The 17,727-nt window shown below is 69.7% G+C and carries 15 protein-coding genes; 8 read left to right on the top strand and 7 right to left on the bottom strand.

Annotated features, from left to right (window positions below; genetic code table 11):
- Window positions 1-112: 112 nt before the first annotated feature.
- The 6 genes from C8250_RS03900 to mmsB all read left to right on the top strand — a co-directional run bounded on the left by C8250_RS03900 (window position 113) and on the right by mmsB (window position 7,426).
- Entirely contained in the window at window positions 113-1,471 is a 1,359-nt protein-coding gene (locus C8250_RS03900) for a polysaccharide lyase family 1 protein (RefSeq protein WP_244808960.1), read from the top strand.
- Window positions 1,472-1,580: 109 nt separating this feature from the next.
- Window positions 1,581-2,105: a SigE family RNA polymerase sigma factor gene (locus C8250_RS03905; protein ID WP_138351577.1), complete on the top strand. Its 525-nt coding sequence runs from the start codon at window positions 1,581-1,583 to the stop codon at window positions 2,103-2,105.
- Window positions 2,105-2,950 (top strand): hypothetical protein, encoded by an 846-nt coding sequence (locus C8250_RS03910; RefSeq protein WP_244808961.1) that lies wholly within the window; start codon window positions 2,105-2,107, stop codon window positions 2,948-2,950. The genes C8250_RS03905 and C8250_RS03910 overlap by 1 nt, the downstream gene beginning before the upstream one ends.
- Before the next feature lie 536 nt (window positions 2,951-3,486).
- Window positions 3,487-4,542: a multiple monosaccharide ABC transporter substrate-binding protein gene (chvE, locus tag C8250_RS03915; protein WP_138351576.1), complete on the top strand. Its 1,056-nt coding sequence runs from the start codon at window positions 3,487-3,489 to the stop codon at window positions 4,540-4,542.
- A 79-nt stretch (window positions 4,543-4,621) separates the two neighbouring features.
- A complete protein-coding gene (gene mmsA / locus C8250_RS03920; protein WP_138351575.1) occupies window positions 4,622-6,169 on the top strand; it encodes a multiple monosaccharide ABC transporter ATP-binding protein in 1,548 nt (515 codons plus the stop codon).
- 3 nt (window positions 6,170-6,172) lie between these two features.
- On the top strand, window positions 6,173-7,426 hold the full coding sequence (gene mmsB, locus C8250_RS03925; RefSeq protein WP_138351574.1) for a multiple monosaccharide ABC transporter permease: 1,254 nt from the start codon (window positions 6,173-6,175) through the stop codon (window positions 7,424-7,426).
- Between the two features lie 91 nt (window positions 7,427-7,517).
- Here the strand turns inward: mmsB and C8250_RS03930 are convergent, their stop codons facing one another.
- Window positions 7,518-8,537 (bottom strand): LacI family DNA-binding transcriptional regulator, encoded by a 1,020-nt coding sequence (locus C8250_RS03930; RefSeq protein WP_187145241.1) that lies wholly within the window; start codon window positions 8,535-8,537, stop codon window positions 7,518-7,520.
- Window positions 8,538-8,652: 115 nt separating this feature from the next.
- Between C8250_RS03930 and C8250_RS03935 the strand changes: the two genes are divergently transcribed.
- Window positions 8,653-9,924 (top strand): FAD-binding protein, encoded by a 1,272-nt coding sequence (locus C8250_RS03935; RefSeq protein ID WP_138351572.1) that lies wholly within the window; start codon window positions 8,653-8,655, stop codon window positions 9,922-9,924.
- A gap of 57 nt (window positions 9,925-9,981) precedes the next feature.
- On the opposite strand, the gene C8250_RS03940 is transcribed toward C8250_RS03935, so the two are convergent.
- The 4 genes from C8250_RS03940 to C8250_RS03955 all read right to left on the bottom strand — a co-directional run bounded on the left by C8250_RS03940 (window position 9,982) and on the right by C8250_RS03955 (window position 13,849).
- On the bottom strand, window positions 9,982-10,998 hold the full coding sequence (locus C8250_RS03940; protein ID WP_232485352.1) for a LacI family DNA-binding transcriptional regulator: 1,017 nt from the start codon (window positions 10,996-10,998) through the stop codon (window positions 9,982-9,984).
- Window positions 10,999-11,173: 175 nt separating this feature from the next.
- The gene (locus C8250_RS03945) at window positions 11,174-11,686 is read right to left on the bottom strand and encodes a DinB family protein (RefSeq protein WP_138351571.1); all 513 of its coding nucleotides are present in this window, start codon (window positions 11,684-11,686) and stop codon (window positions 11,174-11,176) included.
- Window positions 11,687-12,006: 320 nt separating this feature from the next.
- Complete coding sequence (locus tag C8250_RS03950) at window positions 12,007-12,705, bottom strand: hypothetical protein (protein WP_138351570.1); 699 nt, start codon at window positions 12,703-12,705, stop codon at window positions 12,007-12,009.
- Window positions 12,683-13,849: a hypothetical protein gene (locus tag C8250_RS03955; RefSeq protein ID WP_138351569.1), complete on the bottom strand. Its 1,167-nt coding sequence runs from the start codon at window positions 13,847-13,849 to the stop codon at window positions 12,683-12,685. The genes C8250_RS03950 and C8250_RS03955 overlap by 23 nt, the downstream gene beginning before the upstream one ends.
- A 217-nt stretch (window positions 13,850-14,066) precedes the next feature.
- Here C8250_RS03955 and C8250_RS03960 point away from each other — a divergent pair, with 217 nt between their 5' ends.
- The gene (locus C8250_RS03960; protein ID WP_138351568.1) at window positions 14,067-14,528 is read left to right on the top strand and encodes a hypothetical protein; all 462 of its coding nucleotides are present in this window, start codon (window positions 14,067-14,069) and stop codon (window positions 14,526-14,528) included.
- Window positions 14,529-14,687: 159 nt separating this feature from the next.
- Here C8250_RS03960 and C8250_RS03965 read toward each other — a convergent pair whose 3' ends face one another.
- Window positions 14,688-16,016 carry a cysteine desulfurase gene (locus C8250_RS03965; RefSeq protein WP_244809785.1) on the bottom strand — a complete coding sequence of 443 codons (1,329 nt, stop codon included), beginning with the start codon at window positions 16,014-16,016 and terminating at the stop codon, window positions 14,688-14,690.
- A gap of 67 nt (window positions 16,017-16,083) precedes the next feature.
- On the bottom strand, window positions 16,084-17,466 hold the full coding sequence (locus tag C8250_RS03970; RefSeq protein ID WP_138351566.1) for a family 2B encapsulin nanocompartment shell protein: 1,383 nt from the start codon (window positions 17,464-17,466) through the stop codon (window positions 16,084-16,086).
- Window positions 17,467-17,727: the final 261 nt, after the last annotated feature.

The raw sequence follows: 17,727 nt of genomic DNA on the forward strand, positions 1-17,727 counted from the left end.
TCAGCCATCGGGCATCTCCGGCGAAGAAATCTCCTGATCGGCGGCAACCTTCCGGGCAGCCGTGGCAACTGAAGAGCCGAACCCTCACTTCGCACCGGAGGAACGACTTCACGTGTCTGCCCCCTTGCACCGCCGCAAGCCGTCCCGACGCCTGATGGCACTGATCGGCGTCGCCTCCCTGGCGGCCGCCGGCCTCGCCGTCGTGCCCCTGACCACGGGCGCCGGCGCCGCCGCCGTCGACCTCGCGCATGCGGCCCTGCCCGCCGACGACGGCTGGGCCGCCACCGGCTCGGGCACCACCGGCGGCCAGACCGCCGACACCGCTCACACCTTCACCGTCTCCACCAGGGCCCAACTGGCCAAGGCTCTCAAGGCCGGCCCCATCGGCGCGCCACGGATCATCCAGGTCAAGGGCGTCGTCGACGCCAACACCGACGACTCGGGCAAGACCCTCGGCTGCGCGGACTACGCCGCCGGCACCGGCTACTCGCTCAGCGCCTACCTCAAGGCCTACGACCCGGCGACCTGGGGCCGCGGCAAACTGCCCACCGGCCAGCAGGAGTCGGCACGCGACGCGGCGCAGGACCGGCAGGCCGCGCGCGTGGTCCTGACCGTCCCCTCCCGCACCACGATCGTCGGCGTGCCCGGCTCGGGTGCGGCGATCGTCGGCGGCAGCCTCCAGGTGAAGAACGCGGACAACGTCATCATCCGCAACCTCAACCTCACCGACACTCGTGACTGCTTCCCCCAGTGGGACCCGACCGACGGCTCGACCGGGAACTGGAACTCCCAGTACGACGCGGTCACGGTGCGCGGCTCCACGCACGTGTGGGCCGACCACAACACCTTCGGCGACGGCCCGCACTACGACAGGGCGAACCCGTCCTACTTCGGGCGCGAGTACCAGGTCCACGACGGCGCCCTGGACATCACCAACGCCTCCGACCTCGTCACCGTCGAGTACAACCGGTTCGCCAACCACGACAAGACCATGCTCATCGGCAGCAGCGACAAGGACACCAGGCTGCGGGTGACGCTCCACCACAACGTCTTCCAGGGCATCGTCCAGCGCGCCCCGCTCGCCCGGGTCGGCCAGATACACCTGTACGACAACTACTACGACACGGCGACGCTCAACAACTACACCCACGGCTACAGCGTCAACGCACGCGCCAAGGCCCAGGTCGTCGCCCAGAACAACTACTGGGCCCTGTCCGGCGACCGGAAGGCCTCACAACTGCTCAGCGGGGACGGGACCGGCTCGGTGGCGGGCAGCGGCAACCTGGTCAACGGCACCGTGACCGACCTCGTCGCCGCATACAACGCCGAGCACTCCGCCAAGAAGATCAAGACGTCCGTGAACTGGACACCCAAGCTGACGGCGGGCCTGGAGCCCGCCGCCGGGCTGCCCGCCGCACTCGCCAAGAAGGCGGGCGCGGGCGTCATCACCGCCGCAGGCGGCACCTCCTGACTCCGCACCGGACGTCCCGTACCCCTGGGGCCCGTCGTCGACCAGCGGTTGCTAAGCTGCCGCCTCCCTGTATGTGAACGCTCACATTCCTGGAGAGGTCGCAACGGACATGCTTCTCGAGGACGCATCTGCCGAGTTCCACGACTTCTTCGAGCGCCACTACGCCGAGCTCGCCCGCCTCGCCCATCTCCTGACGGGCGAGGCGGACGCGGCGGACGACCTCGCCGCGGACGCGCTGACCGCGCTCTGGCACCGCTGGGACCGCGTGCGACAGGCCGACCACCCCGTCGCCTACGCCCGGGGTGTGGTGTCGAACATGGCGCGCAACCGCATCCGCGGCGCGGTCCGTGAGCGCCGCCGCGTCGCGTTGTTCTGGAGCCGGCACGGCGACGGTGCGGAGGACCCGGACGTCGCGGCCGTCCTGGACGTCCGCACGGCGCTCGGCCGGCTCCCCTTCCGCAAACGCGCGTGCGTGGTGCTGCGGCACGCCTTCGACCTCTCGGAGAAGGACACCGCGCTCGCCCTGGGGATATCGGTCGGTACGGTGAAGAGCCAGACCTCCAAGGGCCTGGCGGAGCTGGAACGCACCCTCAGCGGACAGGCCGCCGAGGAACTCGCGGGGAGGAGGAACTGATGGACGACATAGGCAACCAGCTGCGGCGGGCCGCCGCTGCCCATCAACCGGATCGCGCGCGCATGCTCGCCCGCGTTCAGCGCGGCATGCTCTCCTCGTCCGCCACCGATACCGCCGACTTCGACTCTCCCGGTGCCCGCACCGCACGGCACCGCAACCGGATCGCCCAGTCCTGGCCGAAGGTCGTGCTCACCACACTCGCGACCGCCGCGACCCTGGCCGTCGGAGGGTTCGCCGTCGGTGCCGTCGTCCACGGTCATGAACCGCGGCAGGAGTCCGCCGCAGGCCCCGGGACATCGCTGGCACCCGGTTCCCCGTCCCCGCACGCCGCCGGCCCCGGTCAGCAGGACCCCACCACACCGCCGCCCGCCGGGACCGGCCGCCCATCGGCGCCGCCCACCACACCCGGACCCGGCCACACGTCCGCAACGCCGCCGAGCCGTCCGCACACCGAGGACGGACCCCTGTGGGCGGACGGATCCGTCGATCCCCACAGCAACAGCTTCTGGGCCCAGAGCAACGTCACCCTCAAGGCGCGGAAGCCCCTCACCGCGCTGAGCGTGGAGCTCCGCATCGCCCAGACCGGCGGTGTCCACAGCGCCGGCAGCTGGCAGACGCTGCCCGCCGCCGACTTCACCCTCTCCGTACGGGAGGAGGGCGACGCGCTCATCTACCGCTGGACCCTCAGAGCGGGCAGAACCGTCCCCGCGGGACAGCACGTCTTCGCCGGCCAGTACGACCACACCGCGGGGGGTCGGAACGCCAGGGCCGACAGCTACCGGGTGAACGCCGGCACGTCGGACGCGAAACCCGCGGTCTGGGGCGACTTCGCCCGCAGCACCTGAGCGGCAGCGGGAGGCAAGAGAGCCCGTCGGCGGGACGCCCGCCCTCGGGGCGGCATCCGCGCCTTAGAAGGCGCGGCAACCTTTTCGCCTGCGGTGGTGACTGGTGGGTGCGACAACCACCAACCGCCCCCAGGTAGATGAGGTCACGAAAACCACTCAGCACACAACACGCCACCGCCGGCGCCGGGGCGCCGTACAGGCGGCGGCCGCCCCCGCGGCGCCCTGCGATGCGAAACGGTGACCCTCGGGCCCTTGACGCCCATTCTGTTAGCGTTAACACTCTTGTAACGCCAGGCCAGCGACATGGTCGGGCCGGGCACCGGCGGGCTTGTCAGCAGCCACCGGGCCCCTGTCGGCCGAGCCCGATCCGTGCGCGACCCCCGCGCCGTCATCGCACCCCGCCATCCACGGGGACTCGACCGGTCCGAGGACACCGGGGTCACGCGGAGGCCGTACGCGAATCTCGCTGACCGCGGCACATCACTGGAGGAAGTGTGCGGAAAATATCGACAGGCCTCGCCCTGGTTGCGCTAACAATGGTGTTGGCCGCCTGCGGACAAGCCGCCAACGGCGTCGGCCCCCACGCAAAACACGCTGATGCCAAGGGCGGCCTGGTGGGTATCGCGATGCCCACCAAATCCTCGGAACGCTGGATCAACGACGGCGCCAACATGGTGAAGCAGTTCCAGGCCAAGGGGTACAAGACCGATCTCCAGTACGGCGACAACGTCGTGGAGAACCAGGTGTCCCAGATCGAGAACATGATCACCAAGGGCGCCCGGCTGCTGGTCATCGCCGCGGTCGACGGCTCGTCGCTCACCGATGTGCTGCAGAAGGCCGCCGACGCCGACATCCCGGTGATCTCCTACGACCGGCTCATCCTCGGCACCAAGAACGTCGACTACTACGCGACCTTCGACAACTACAAGGTCGGTGTCCTCCAGGGCACCTATATCGCCGACAAGCTCGGCCTCAAGGACGGCAAGGGGCCGTTCAACGTCGAGCTGTTCGGCGGCTCACCGGACGACAACAACTCCCCGTTCTTCTTCCAGGGCGCGATGAGTGTGCTCAAGCCGTACATGGCCGACAAGAAGCTCGTCGTCCGCAGCGGCCAGACCAACTTCAACCAGGTCGCCACCCTGCGCTGGGACGGCGGACTCGCGCAGTCCCGGATGGACAACCTGCTCAGCAAGTCCTACACGACGGCCCGGGTCGACGCTGTGCTCTCCCCCTACGACGGCATCTCGATCGGTATCCTCTCCTCGCTCAAGGGCGTCGGTTACGGCGAGCCGGGTAAGGAACTGCCCATCGTCACCGGGCAGGACGCCGAGCTGGCGTCGGTGAAGTCCATCCTGGCCGGCGAGCAGACCCAGACCGTGTCCAAGGACACCCGCGCCCTCGCCAAGGTGGCCGTGCAGATGGGCGACGCGCTGCTCAGCGGCGGCAAGCCCCAGGTCAACGACACCAAGCAGTACAACAACGGCGCCAAGGTCGTGCCGGCCTTCCTGCTGCAGCCGGTCAGTGTCGACAAGGACAACTACCGCAAGGTGCTGGTCGACAGCGGGCAGCTTTCCGCCGCTCAGCTCAAGTAGGGCGCCCTGGGCCGCTGTTTCCCACCGGCCGCCGAACTTCCCCGACCCGACCCGTCCCCGACCCGAACGGATGCCCATCATGGCCGGACCCGTCCTGGAGATGCGTTCGATCAGCAAGTCCTTCCCCGGCGTCAAAGCGCTCTCCGACGTCAATCTGAGCGTCGCACCCGGCGAAGTCCACGCCGTCTGCGGCGAGAACGGCGCCGGCAAGTCCACTCTGATGAAGGTGCTCAGCGGGGTGTACCCGCACGGCACGTACGAGGGCGACATCCTCTTCGAGGGTGAGCCGTGCGCGTTCAAGGACATCCGGGCGAGCGAGCAGCACGGCATCGTGATCATCCACCAGGAACTCGCCCTGGTGCCCTACCTCTCCATCGCGGAGAACATCTTCCTCGGCAACGAGCACGCCTCGCGCGGCATCATCAGCTGGCACCGCACCCTCACCCACGCGAAGAAGCTGCTCCAGCGGGTCGGTCTGCACGAGAACCCGCAGACCCGGATCGCGGACATCGGGGTGGGCAAACAGCAGTTGGTCGAGATCGCCAAGGCCCTCGCCAAGGAGGTCAAGCTCCTGATCCTGGACGAGCCGACAGCCGCGCTGAACGACGAGGACAGCCGCAAGCTGCTCGATCTCATCCTCGAACTCAAGGCGCAGGGGATCTCCTGCATCATCATCTCGCACAAGCTCAACGAGATCGCCCGCGTCGCCGACTCCGTCACCATCCTGCGGGACGGCCGGACCATCGAGACCGTCGCCGTCGGCACCGAGGGCATCTCCGAGGACCGCATCATCCGGGGTATGGTCGGCCGCGACCTCGACCACCGCTACCCCGAGCGCACTCCCGACATCGGCGACGTCGCATTCGCCATCGAGGACTGGACCGTCCTCCATCCGATCGACCACCAGCGCAAGGTGGTCGACGACGTCTCGGTTCATGTGCGGCGCGGCGAGATCGTGGGCGTCGCCGGCCTGATGGGCGCAGGCCGCACCGAGCTCGCGATGAGCGTCTTCGGCCGCTCCTACGGCCGCTACACCGGCGGCCGGGTGCTGTTGAACGGGGTGGAGATCAGGACGCGTACGGTTCCGGAGGCTATCGGGCACGGCCTCGCGTACGTCACCGAGGACCGCAAGCAGCTCGGGCTCAACCTGACCGAGGACATCAGCCGCAACATCTCGCTGAGCGCGCTCGGCAAGGTCTCCCGGCACGGCTGGGTCAACGAGCACGAGGAGATGCGGGTCGCGGAGAAGTTCCGCGCGTCGATGAACATCAAGGCGCCCTCGGTCTTCGCGGAGACCGGCAAGCTCAGCGGCGGCAACCAGCAGAAGGTCGTCCTCAGCAAGTGGATCTTCTCCGAGCCCGACGTGCTGATCCTCGACGAGCCCACCCGAGGCATCGACGTCGGCGCGAAGGCCGAGATCTACTCGGTGATCGCCGATCTGGCCGCTCAGGGCAAGGCGGTGCTGGTCATCTCCTCGGAGCTGCCCGAGCTGCTCGGCCTGTGCGACCGCATCTACACGATGGCCGAGGGCCGGCTCACCGGCGAGGTGGACCGCACCGACGCCACCCAGGAATCACTCATGCGCCTCATGACCGTGAGCGCGGCAACCCAGAACGAGCAGGTGTGACGCATGGCCCAGACACAGACCTCCGGTATCGAGGCGAGCACACCCACCGACGGTAAGCCGAGCGGCCCCACGGGCTCCGGCGGCGGGGTGGGACAGCAGCTGGTCCAGGCTCTGCGCGGCAACATCCGCCAGTACGGCATGCTGGTCGCGCTGGCGCTGATCATCCTGCTCTTCCAGATCTGGACCGACGGCACGCTCCTCAAGCCGCTCAACGTCACCAACCTGATCCAGCAGAACAGCTACATCCTGATCCTGGCCATCGGCATGATGATCGTCATCATCGCGGGCCACATCGACCTGTCGGTCGGCTCGCTCGCCGCCTTCGTCGGCGCGGCGGCCGCGGTGATGATGGTCAAACACCAGGTGCCCTGGCCGGTGGCGCTCGTCGCCGCACTGCTGATCGGCGCGGTCGCCGGCGCCTGGCAGGGGTTCTGGATCGCCTACGTGGGCATCCCGTCCTTCATCGTCACGCTGGCAGGCATGCTGCTGTTCCGCGGCGGCACGCAGATCCTGCTCCAGGGCCAGTCGGTGGCCCCGTTCCCGCGCGGTTTCCAGAAGATCAGCAGCGGTTTCATGCCGGAGGTCGGCCCGTACACCGACTACCACAACCTGACGCTGCTGCTCGGGATCGGAGTGCTCGCGATCGCGGTGCTCCAGGAGGTCCGCGGCCGACGGCAGGCCGCCGCCTTCGGGCTCGAACTGCTTCCGCTGGGCTTCTTCCTCGCCAAGCTGGCCGCCATCACCGCCGCGGTGACCGTGTTCACCCTGCTGCTCGCCAGCTATCACGGCTTCCCGATCGTCCTGCTCATCCTGGGCGCCCTGCTGGTCGGCTTCGGCTATCTGATGCGCAACTCGATCCTCGGCCGTCACACCTACGCGATCGGCGGGAACGAACCGGCCGCCCGGCTGTCCGGCGTGAAGAGCAAGCGCGTCGTCTTCCTGGCCTTCGTGAACATGGGCGTCCTGGCCGCGCTGGCCGGCATGGTCTTCGCCGCCCGGCTCAACGCCGGTACGCCGCAGGCCGGTATCAACTTCGAACTGGAGGCGATCGCGGCGGCCTTCATCGGCGGCGCCTCGGCCGCCGGCGGCGTCGGCACCGTCCTCGGCGCGATCATCGGCGGGCTGGTGCTCGGCGTGCTCAACAACGGCATGTCGCTGGTGGGCATAGGCACCGACTACCAGCAGGTCATCAAGGGCCTGGTGCTGTTGGCGGCCGTCGGCTTCGACGTCTACAACAAGCGCAAGGTCGGCTCCTGACCCGACCCCTTCGCCCCGCGGTACGCCGCCGGCCCCCGGAGCTGATCCCGGGGCCGGCGGCGTATCGGGGTCGGCCGGGTGGCCGGGCCGTTCAGACCACCGGGGTCGTCGTGCTGCCGCGCACGATGAGCTGCGGTTCGATCACATGGTGCGGGATGGCCGTACGGTCGCGGTCGCCGCCCTCGATCCGGTCCAGGAGCAGCCGGATGCTGGCCCGGCCGACCGCGGCGAAGTCCTGCCGGACGGTGGTCAGCGGAGGTGCGAAGAACTCCGCCTCGGGGATGTCGTCGAATCCGGCGATCGCCACGTCCACGGGGATCCGCACTCCGGCCTCCCGGAAGGCGCGCATGATGCCCAGTGCCATCTGGTCGTTGGCGGCGAACACCGCCGTCAGGTCGGAGCCGCTGGCTCCCCGGCGCCCGACGCGGCCGGCGAGTTCCTGGCCGGCACGGTAGCCGGAGAGCGGGCTCCAGTCGCCGATCAGCGGCGGTGGCACGTCGGCGCCCGCCTCGTGCAGGGCCGCACGCCAGCCCGCCATGCGGGCCGCCGCCTCCAGCCAGTCCTGCGGTCCGGCCACGTGCCAGACGGTGCGATGGCCGCACCCCAGCAGATGGTCGGTGACCAGCCGGGCACCGAGGTTCTGGTCCACCGACACACTGGGAATCTCCAGGTCGTGGCCGCCCTCGACGGTCACCACCGGGAAGGGGTGCCGCAGCTCGAAGAGCGCGGCCGCCGCCTCGCGCTGCGGGGTGATGACCACGGCCCCCTCGACGCCCCATTCACCGAGGTGCTTCAGCGCCTCGGTGAGGCTGAGCCGGCTGAGCGCCCGCCCGCTCACCGTCGAGACCATGTACCCCTCGGCCCGGGCCGACTCCGCCAGCCCCGCGACCGTGCTGGCCGGGCCGAACAGCGTGGTGTCCGCCGCGACCACGCCGAGCGTGCGGGTGCGACGGGTGGCCAGGGCCCGCGCGGTGGAGTTACGGCGGTACCCCAGCTCGTCGATCGCCTTCTGCACCCCCGCCCGCGTCACCTCGCGCACGTTCGGATGGCCGCTGAGCACCCGGGAGACGGTCTGGTGCGAGACCCCCGCCAGTTGGGCGACGTCCGCCATGGTGGGGAGACGGGTCTCTTCGGCAGGCCGCGGCACAGACCCTCCTGGAGCTGACACGATACGAGCGGGTGTAATTGTTAACGATAACAAAGTTGTCGGATCAGGAAGACAAGCGATGACGACAAGCACGCCGACCAACTGGGCCGGCAATGTCACTTTCACGGCCCGCCAGGTGCACAGCCCGACCTCGGTCGAGGAGCTGCGGCACCTCGTGGCCTCGGCGGAGAGCATCCGCGCGCTCGGGACCGGACACTCCTTCAACCTCGTCGCGGACACCGACGGTGATCTCGTGCGCCTGGACGGCCTGCCGCCACGGATCGACATCGACCGCCGCGCGTCGACCGTGACCGTCGCGGGCGGACTACGGTACGCGCAGGTCGCCCAGCGGCTGCACCAGGAGGGCTTCGCCCTGGCGAACATGGCGTCGCTGCCGCAGATCTCGGTCGCGGGCGCCGTCGCCACCGGCACGCACGGCTCGGGCAACGGCCTGCGCGGCCTGGCCTCGGCGGTGGCAGGGCTGCGCCTGGTCGGTCCCGGCGGCCGGCTGACCGAGCTGCGCCGGGAGAATCCGCGGGACCGGCTGCCCGGCGCCGTGATCGGGCTGGGCGCCCTCGGCATCGTCACCGATGTCACCCTGGACATCGAGCCGACCTACGACGTCGCGCAGTGGGTCTACGACGGGCTCTCGCTGGAACGGCTGTCGGACGGTTTCGACGAGGTCTCCGGCGCCGGCCACAGCGTCAGCGTGTTCACCGACTGGCACGCGGACACCGCCCAGGTCTGGCTCAAAACGCGGACGGACCAGCCGGGCGCCGGGCACCCCGGCGAGCGGTGGCTGGGAGCCCGGCACGCCGACGGCCCGCGCCACCCGATCCCCACCATGCCGGGCACCTGGTGCACCGTGCAGTCGGGCGTCCCCGGACCCTGGCATGAACGGCTCCCCCACTTCCGTCCCGACTTCACGCCGAGCAGCGGCGCGGAGCTGCAGTCCGAGCTGATCCTCCCCCGCGCGGCGGCCCGCGAAGCCTTCGCGGCGCTGCGCGACCTCGGCAACCGCATACGGCCCTGCCTGCAGATCGCGGAGGTCCGCACCGTCGCGGCGGACGATCTCTGGCTCAGCCCCGCCTATCGGCAGGACTCGGTCGCCCTGCACTTCACCTGGCACGAGGAGACAGCGGCGATCCTGCCGGTCCTGGCCGCCGTCGAGAACCGGCTCGTACCGCTCGGTGCCCGGCCCCACTGGGGGAAACTGACCACCCTCGCACCGGAGGACGTCATCGCCCGCTACGAACGGGCCGCTGATTTCGAACGGTTGATGGCCCTGCACGATCCCGCCGGGGTCTTCCGCAACACCTTCGTGGACGACCTGTTCCCCCGCCGGTCGTAGCCCGCTCCGCCCTCCCCCGGGCGAGCCGTGGCGCCCGGCGGGAAGGGGGGGTCCGATTCAGCGGGACGGGGCCGGGCCCGTGCTCCGGCGCAGCACCATTTCCGGTGGCACCAGGATGTGGTGCCGGGAGTGGCCGGCGCCGGTCAGCTCCTCCACCAGAAGCTCCAGCGCGCGGCGGCCCAGCTCGCCGAAGTCCTGGCGCACGGTGGTCAGGGGCGGGGAGAAGTAGGCGGCCTCGGAGATGTCGTCGAACCCGACGACGCTGATGTCGCCGGGGATCGCGCGGCCCGACTCGTGGAGCGCTCGGAGCAGCCCCAGTGCCATGTGGTCGTTGGCGCAGAACACCGCCGTGACCGCGGGGTCCGCCGCGAGCCCCAGCCCCGCCTCGTATCCCGAGCGGGCACTCCAGTCCCCGCTCCGCACCGGAGGCACCGGCGCTCCCGCCGCCTTGAGCGCCTTGCGCCAGCCGTCCTGGCGGGCCGTGGTCTCCAACCAGCCGGGCGGGCCCGCGACATGGTGCACCGTGGTGTGCCCGAGGTCGAGCAGGTGCCGGGTGGCGGCCAGCGCGCCGGACTCGTTGTCGATCGCCACCACCGGTACGCGGGACTCGCTGCCGGACCCGACCGCGACCACCGGCACAACGGTCGACAGCTTCCCGATCGCGCTCACCGCCGACGTCTGCGGCGCGATCACCGCGATGCCCTCCACGCCCTGGTCACGAAGCCGGTCCACCGCTTCCTGCACCGAGCGGCTGTCCAGGGACCGCAGACTCGCCACACTGACGAAGTAGCCCGCGCTGCGCGCCGCCTGCTCGATCCCGTCCAGCATCGAGGCCGGGCCGTAGAGCACACTGCCGAAACTCACGACACCGAGCGTCTGGGAGCGCCGGGTGACCAGGGCCCGCGCCGCCGAATTGGGCCGGTAGTCCAGCTGCCGGATCGCGGCGAGCACCCGGTCCCGGGTCTCCTCGCGTACGTGCGAGGCCCCATTGAGGACCCGCGACACGGTCTGATGGGACACGCCCGCGACCCGCGCCACATCCGCCATCACCGGCGGACGCGCATCAGGATCCATCCGTCCGCTTCCCACGTGTCGGCCCTCTCATCGGCGAGTACCTGCGGCTGCACGCCCTGGGGCGACCTTCGCACGGGCATGGGGAAGAGTCTATTTGTTCACGATCACAGAACAAGGCACGGCCCGTCGGCGGCCCCAGAGTGACGGCCTGCTTCGTCGGCCGCTGCGCAACGGCCTAGGTCAGGACCATCCAGCGGCGGCCGTCCAGCAACTCTCGGGCCGCGTCGAGGTGGCCGGCGTGGCAGGCGGTTTCTGTGATGACGTGCAGCAGGACGTCCCGGAGGGTGTGGAGGTGGGGTTCGCCGAAGAGGTGGTGGGGCCACCAGGCCAGGGGTGCGTCCGCGGCCGTGCCGGTGATGACCGCGTTCGCGAGGTCCGTCTCCCGGCGGTACTGCTGGAGGACGTCGGCGGCCGCGGTGTCGGGTCCCACCACCCACGCGTCGTCGATCTCGTCCAGGCTGCGGATGACGTCCTTGTCCCCGGTGAGGACGGCACGGAACCAGAATCGCTCGACGTCCAGGGCGAGATGTTGGACGAGCCCCAGGCAGTTCCATCCCGACGGCAGCACGACGCGGCGCAGCGCGTCCGCGTCCAGCCCGTCGAGGATTCCCAGAACGTGCCGTCGCTGTCCGTCCAGGGACGTCAGGAGTGCCCTGATCTCGGCATCCGGTGTCGGTTCCTGAGTCACTGCGCTCTCTCCCGGATATGGCCGCCGGTCCCGGTGGCCGCCGGTCCCGGCAGCTTCTGTCGGTTACAGCTCCAGAGGATCTCCGAAGCGGCGGTGCCGTGTACAGGGGGTGGCGGCAGACGTGACGAAGCTGCCGCGCCCGGACTCCGCTGTGCTCCGCTCGCGCGGCCTCAGGGCGGCAGCCCGATGGGCGATCGCCCGGCTGGGGCGCGCGGCACCTCGCGACACCTCCCCCGCATAGAGACACGAGAGCAGACACGGAGCCGGCAGGCCAGCAGATTCGGTGGCTGCGGCGGCCGGCCGCTCTCCTACCGGCGGACTCAGTGGTGCGAGCGGCTGACCGCCCAGCCCGCGAGGCCGGCAGCCAGGCTCAGCGCGGCGCCGACCGTCAGCCTCCGGGGCCAGCGGACAGTGCCACCCGGCGACTCACCCGACTCCCCCGGCTCCGCCTCGCGCTCGCCGGCCCCGCCGTCCCCTTCGAAAGGTGAGTCGGTCGACGTCAGCCGGGCCACCACGTACTCCGGGAGCGCTTCCCAGCGCACCGCACCGCCCTGCGTCCGCGCGGCGGCGAACGCCGCCGACGGGTGGGGCGCCCGCGAGCCGTCGCCGCTCTCCCAGAACTCCCGGAACCGCTGCCGGCAGCGGCGGCGGCCCTCGTCCAGCACGCCGGCACCCGTCGTCGGATCGAAGCGCCGGACGCGCTCCACCACCCCGTCGATCACGGGAATCCGCCGGCCGTGCTCGTCCCGTAGCGGTGCTCCAGGCTGTCCCGCGCTGCCCTCCAACTCGCCCAGCTGGACCCGGAACATCAGCACGAAGTCACCGGCGGCCGTGCCGCGCACGACCCGGTATCTGCCATGGCCCGGCGGTGTGGGTTCACCCCCCGCAAGGTCGTACAACAGGCCCGCCAGATCGGCCTCGCAGAGGAACTGCGGGGCCACGACCACCCGGTAGGTCGTCACGTGGCCGCGGCTGATCAGGAACGGCCAGAACTCCTCAGCTGAGGACCGTGCCGTCATTCTCCGGACTCCTCTCGAAGGCCTGCAGCTCCTCGACGAGCCGGTGCAGGACGAACTGCGCCGCGGCGGCGTCATCGGTGACCGCGTTGACGCTCCGCTTGCGGAAGGACCTCTGCAGACGGCGGGCCTTGCGCAGTTCACTGGGCGGAATGTTCACGGCGTTCGCGACCGCGCCCGTGCCGGAGGACAGGAAAGCGGCGATCAGGTGCACGGGCACCTGGATGCCACGGGTCGCCAGCACCGTCGACACGGGGGCCGCCACCGTCGAGGCGACGACCCGGGTGAAGTCGGCGAACCAACCCCGCCACTGACCCCGCGCCTCCCGCCGCGCCCGCTCCTGATCCGCTTTCGCGGCATCGTAGGCGCGCGCGACGAGGTCGGGAAGCACCGCCGCGAAGGCCACGTCCACGTTGAGCGGCCTCGGCCGGGCGTTGGCCCGCTTGTGCATCCCGCCGTCGGCGCCGAGGACCGCGAACTCACGGCCCACGGAGCTGACGGGTATCAGCCGCATCCGGCCCGGCGGGACCGGCATCCCCCTGATGTGCCAGTCGCTCCTGCTCGTGGCCAGCACCGCGAAGTCCGGGTGCTCCATGAGGCGTTCGCGGATCTGTCGCAGCGAGTAGTGACCCGCCAGCAGATCCCACTTGGTGATGACGAAGTGGATCGGGCCGTCGCAGTCCTGCATGAGCGAGAACACCTGCGTCATGTCCCGGTCCAGGAACTCCCCGTTGCCGCGCATGAGCTTCAGGACCTTGCGCCCGTCCAGCAGGCCCAGCAGGGCATCGGCGTTCCGCAGCGTCTCCTCCAGCCGGTCCTGCTCGGTGCTCCCCGACTGGGGATCGGTGAGCCGGTCGCCGGCGTAGTCGATGTAGCGGACCTTCAACGCGGTGTACGTGCCGTGCTGGCTCTTCACCTTGCACGAGAACGTCCACTCGGGAAAGACGTTGCCGTCGGTGGGAAGCGGCCACTCCCCCGGGCCCGCGACCTCGTTGTAGATCTGGCCGAGCTTGTACTCCTGCTGCCGGCTCTCCGGCTTCAAATAGCATTTGAGCCGCGGATGTTCGAGCTTCAGCATGTGCCACAGCGCCGCGAGATAGACCGTCTTGCCCGCCCCTGACGGCCCCAGCGTGACAATCGTGTACATCGTCGGCTCTTCCATCGCATCCCCCGAAAGCCTTGTGCCGGGCGCCGCCTTCCCCGGACCGCGTCCCCGGACCGCGTCCCCGGACCGCGTCCTCAGCCTTCCCTCGGGACCCTGCTGTGACACCGGTTGCACCGATTGCACCGCTCCGCGCGACAGCGGGCCCAGTGCCGCTACCATGATCATCTCGGATCAACCGAGCTCAATCTCTGGGGGAATCTTGCGTTTCCAGCACACCATCGTGGCGGGCGCCGCGGCTCTCGCCGCCCTGATCGTCCCGCTCGCCGCGACGCCCGCCGCAGCCGCCACGCCGACCACCTCGGACACCGTGGGCGACAACTCGTTCTCCGGGCGCATGGACATCGGGTGGCGGATCCAGCCGTACCGACTGGACCCCATTCAGATCACCTTGAAGGACACGGCGACGGACGGCTACGCCATCGGCACCCGGCTGATCACGTACGGTGAGAACGGCAAGATCACCTGGAAGATGCGGACCATCCCGTCGGGCCAGGACACCGCCTCCTGGACGACGTACGCCGCTCCGGGCGGTTACATCAACTACGCCTACTTCGAGGTCTGCAAGATCAAGGTGAGCACGGGTGTCATCTCGTCCTGCTGGTCCTCGAAGGTGATGAACGCCCCCTTCGACGACTCCTCGATGAGTCACTTCCAGGGCTGAGCAGCGCGACTGCCATCACGGCGGAGGGGGCACCCGATCATCCGGGCGCCCCCTCCGCCGCCCCTGCGGGCGTCAGTTCACCGCACAGGAGACGCCGTCCCTCCGCCCGCGAACCCGGGTGACGGCGGCCGTACGCCCCGGCCTGCTATGGACGCTTCCTCATGACGGCGCGCTGTCGGTGAGCCTGCGCAGGGAGGCCACCAGTTGGTCCACCTCCTCGGATGTGTTGTAGAGCGCGAGTGAAGCGCGCGCCGCGGTTTCGAGGCCGTAGTGGGCCAGCGCGGGCTGAGCGCAGTGGTGGCCCGCGCGGATGGCGATACCGTCGCGGTCCAACCAGTCGGCCACCGTGGCCGGGTCCTGGCCCGCGAGCGTGAAGGTCAGGACGGCGATCCTGTCGGGTGCGGCGCCCACCGTCTCGAGGCCGGGGACCATGGACAGAGCCTGTTGCGCGTAGGACATCAGCCCTTGCTCGTAGGCGGCGACCGCGCCCCGGTCGAAGGAGGTCAGCCAGTTCAGCGCGGCCAACAGCCCGACCACCCCGGAGATGTGGCCGGTGCCGGCCTCCAGCCGTTGCGGAACGGGCGCGTAGGTGGTGTGGGCGAAGCTGACCGAGTCGATCATGTTGCCGCCGCCCTGCCACGGCGGCATGCTCTCCAGCACTTCCGGCTTCCCGTACAGCACCCCGATGCCCGTGGGAGCGAAGATCTTGTGGCCGGAGAACACATAGAAGTCGGCATCCATCTCCTGGACGTCGACCGGGAAATGGGCGACCGCCTGTGCCCCGTCCACCAGCACCTTGGCGCCGTAGCGGTGTGCCAGCGCCGTCATCTCCCGCACCGGCGGAACGGTACCCAGTACGTTCGACGCATGGCTGATCGCCACGAGCTGGGTCCGCGACGAGAGCAGGTCGGCATAGGCGGTCCGGTCGATCTGCCCGTCAGGTCCGAGGGGGACCGGAACCACTCGGGCCCGGGTCTCCTTGGCGATGAGCTGCCAGGGCACGATGTCCGAGTGGTGCTCCAGGACCGGCACCAGGATGTCGTCCCCCGGCCCGAGGTTGGCTCGCCCCCAGCTCTGCGCGACGAGGTTGATCGCCTCAGTGGTGCCGCGGACGAACACGATGTTCTCCGGAGAGGCCGCACCCAGGAACTCGGCGACCGCGGCCCGGCCCGCCTCGTACGCCTCGGTGGCCTCGCGCGCCAGGGTGTGCGCACCGCGGTGGATGTTGGAGTTGGTCGCGCTGTAGTAGGCGGCGAGGGCTTCGATCACCTGGCGCGGTTTCTGCGTCGTGGCGGCGTTGTCGAGCCAGACCAGCGGATGGCCGTTGACGAGACGCTGCAGTATCGGGAAGTCCTTCCGAGCCGTCTCGGGAGAGAAGCCACCGCTCTGCCGGCCCATTGACGATCCCGGAGCCGCTCCCGGAACCAGAGCCGGAGCCGGAGCGGTAGATGCGCCAGGGACCACGCTCGGGGTTGAGCCCGGGGCCATGTTCGGGACCGCGTTCGGGGTGAGGCCGCCCGGGGTGAGGCCGCCCGGGGCCGCGCGCTCCGTAACGTCAGGAGTAGTCATGGTAGTTGTGCGCCTCGACGTTCCGGAGGACGGCGGTGGCGTCCTCCACCAGCACCGCGGTGTTGAAGTAGGCCGTCATCAGATACGAGGTGATGCCCTTCTGGTCGACGCCCATGTTCCGCATGGACAGCGCCGGTTCGACCTCGTCCTGCACCTTCGTCGGCCGCAGCCCCACCACGCCCTGCTCGGCCTCGCCCACCCGCATCAGCAGGATCGAGGTGGTGCTGGCGCCGTTGTGACCCGTGAACCCCACCTTGTCGGAGGGGAGCAGCGGTACTCCCCGCCACGTCAGCAGGGGGCTGCCGAATCTGCTGTCCGTCACCGGGGGCACACCCCGCCGCGTACATTCCCGTCCGAAGGCGGCTATCGCCCTGGGGTGCGCGACGAAGAAGCCGGGCTGCTTCCAGACCTTCGCCAGCAGCTCGTCCAGGTCATCGGGTGTCGGCGATCCGGTCCGCGACTGCACCCGCTGCCCCGGTGCGACCGTGTTGAGCAGCCCGAACTCCGGGTGGTTCAGCATCGACGACTCCTGGCGCTCCCGCAGCGCCTGGATGGTCAGATTGGCCTGGGCGCGGGTCTGGTCGATGGGCCCGTTGTAGAGATCGGCGACGCGGGTGTGCACCCGCAGCACCGTCTGCGCGAGGCTCATGTGGTACTCCCGCGGAGTGTCCTCGTAGTCGACGAACGTGCCCGGGAGTTCCGGTTCTCCGACGTGGCCGGAGGTGAGATCCACCGGCACCTCGGAGCCCGGCACCGGCATGTCCCCGGCGAGGTAAGCGTCGAGTGCCGTCTGCAGGTCTTCGCTGCGGGTGGTCAGTCCGGCCAGCGCGCTGCGGTCGGCGCAGAGCGCGACCCCGGGGGTGAGGGCCTTGACCCGGTAGGGCATCGGCTCGGCACGGGTCCAGGCGTCGAGGTCGAAGAGCTGGCCGTCCCCGATCACTTCGAGCAGTGCGTCCTCGCCGTATCGGCCCGTCACGCGCTTCTCGGCCCGGCCCTCGACGAGCACCCATATCTGATCGGAGGCATCGCCCTCCGAGGCCAGTAACTGTCCGGACTCGAAGCCGACCTCGGTGAAGGCGGCGGCCAGTTCGGTGAGGAGCGCTTCGTCGGTGTCGCGCAGGTACGGCACCTCCCGCAGGTCCTCCGGGACGATGTGGTGGGTGCCGTCCTCGCTGTAGCTGCTGATCAGGTCGTCGCCCAGGACGAAGGTCCGACGGCGGTTGACCCGGTAGACACCCGATTCGACGTCCACCCAGGGCAGTGCGCGCAGCAGATAGCGCGGGGTGATGCCGCGCATCTGCGGGCTGGTCTTGGTGGCGGTGGCCAGCTGCCGTGCCGCGTCCGGACCGAGACTGAGTCGATCGTTCACAAAAACCTCCTCGAAGACGGGCGTCATATCCGGGATGTGGCCAGTGATGACGCCGGAACGAGGTGATCGTGGTCTCCGGCATCCGCTGAGAACAAGGCGGCATTGTTCGTATCAGGCCAGAAATATGCGACTCACGAAACGTGCACCCTCGCGGCCTCGGAAATCCCAGCTGAGCGCACGGTTCCGGCGCCCATACATGACGTAATTTTTTCCCTTATTGAAGCTTTGTGATACCCAAAGAAGCACTTGGGGGGAATTTCG

The sequence above is a fragment of the Streptomyces sp. So13.3 genome (assembly GCF_005860785.2).
Lineage (GTDB): Bacteria > Actinomycetota > Actinomycetes > Streptomycetales > Streptomycetaceae > Actinacidiphila > Actinacidiphila fildesensis.

Excerpts from the sequence above, each read along its gene's own strand:
- C8250_RS03930 (WP_187145241.1), bottom strand. The coding sequence starts at position 8,537 with ATGGCGGACGTCGCCCAACTGGCGGGGGTCTCGCACCAGACCGTCTCC.
- chvE (WP_138351576.1), top strand. The coding sequence starts at position 3,487 with ATGGTGTTGGCCGCCTGCGGACAAGCCGCCAACGGCGTCGGCCCCCAC.
- C8250_RS03910 (WP_244808961.1), top strand. The coding sequence starts at position 2,105 with ATGGACGACATAGGCAACCAGCTGCGGCGGGCCGCCGCTGCCCATCAA.
- C8250_RS03950 (WP_138351570.1), bottom strand. The coding sequence starts at position 12,705 with ATGACGGCACGGTCCTCAGCTGAGGAGTTCTGGCCGTTCCTGATCAGC.
- C8250_RS03955 (WP_138351569.1), bottom strand. The coding sequence starts at position 13,849 with ATGTACACGATTGTCACGCTGGGGCCGTCAGGGGCGGGCAAGACGGTC.
- C8250_RS03935 (WP_138351572.1), top strand. The coding sequence starts at position 8,653 with ATGACGACAAGCACGCCGACCAACTGGGCCGGCAATGTCACTTTCACG.
- C8250_RS03940 (WP_232485352.1), bottom strand. The coding sequence starts at position 10,998 with ATGGATCCTGATGCGCGTCCGCCGGTGATGGCGGATGTGGCGCGGGTC.
- C8250_RS03905 (WP_138351577.1), top strand. The coding sequence starts at position 1,581 with ATGCTTCTCGAGGACGCATCTGCCGAGTTCCACGACTTCTTCGAGCGC.
- mmsB (WP_138351574.1), top strand. The coding sequence starts at position 6,173 with ATGGCCCAGACACAGACCTCCGGTATCGAGGCGAGCACACCCACCGAC.
- C8250_RS03965 (WP_244809785.1), bottom strand. The coding sequence starts at position 16,016 with ATGGCCCCGGGCTCAACCCCGAGCGTGGTCCCTGGCGCATCTACCGCT.
- mmsA (WP_138351575.1), top strand. The coding sequence starts at position 4,622 with ATGGCCGGACCCGTCCTGGAGATGCGTTCGATCAGCAAGTCCTTCCCC.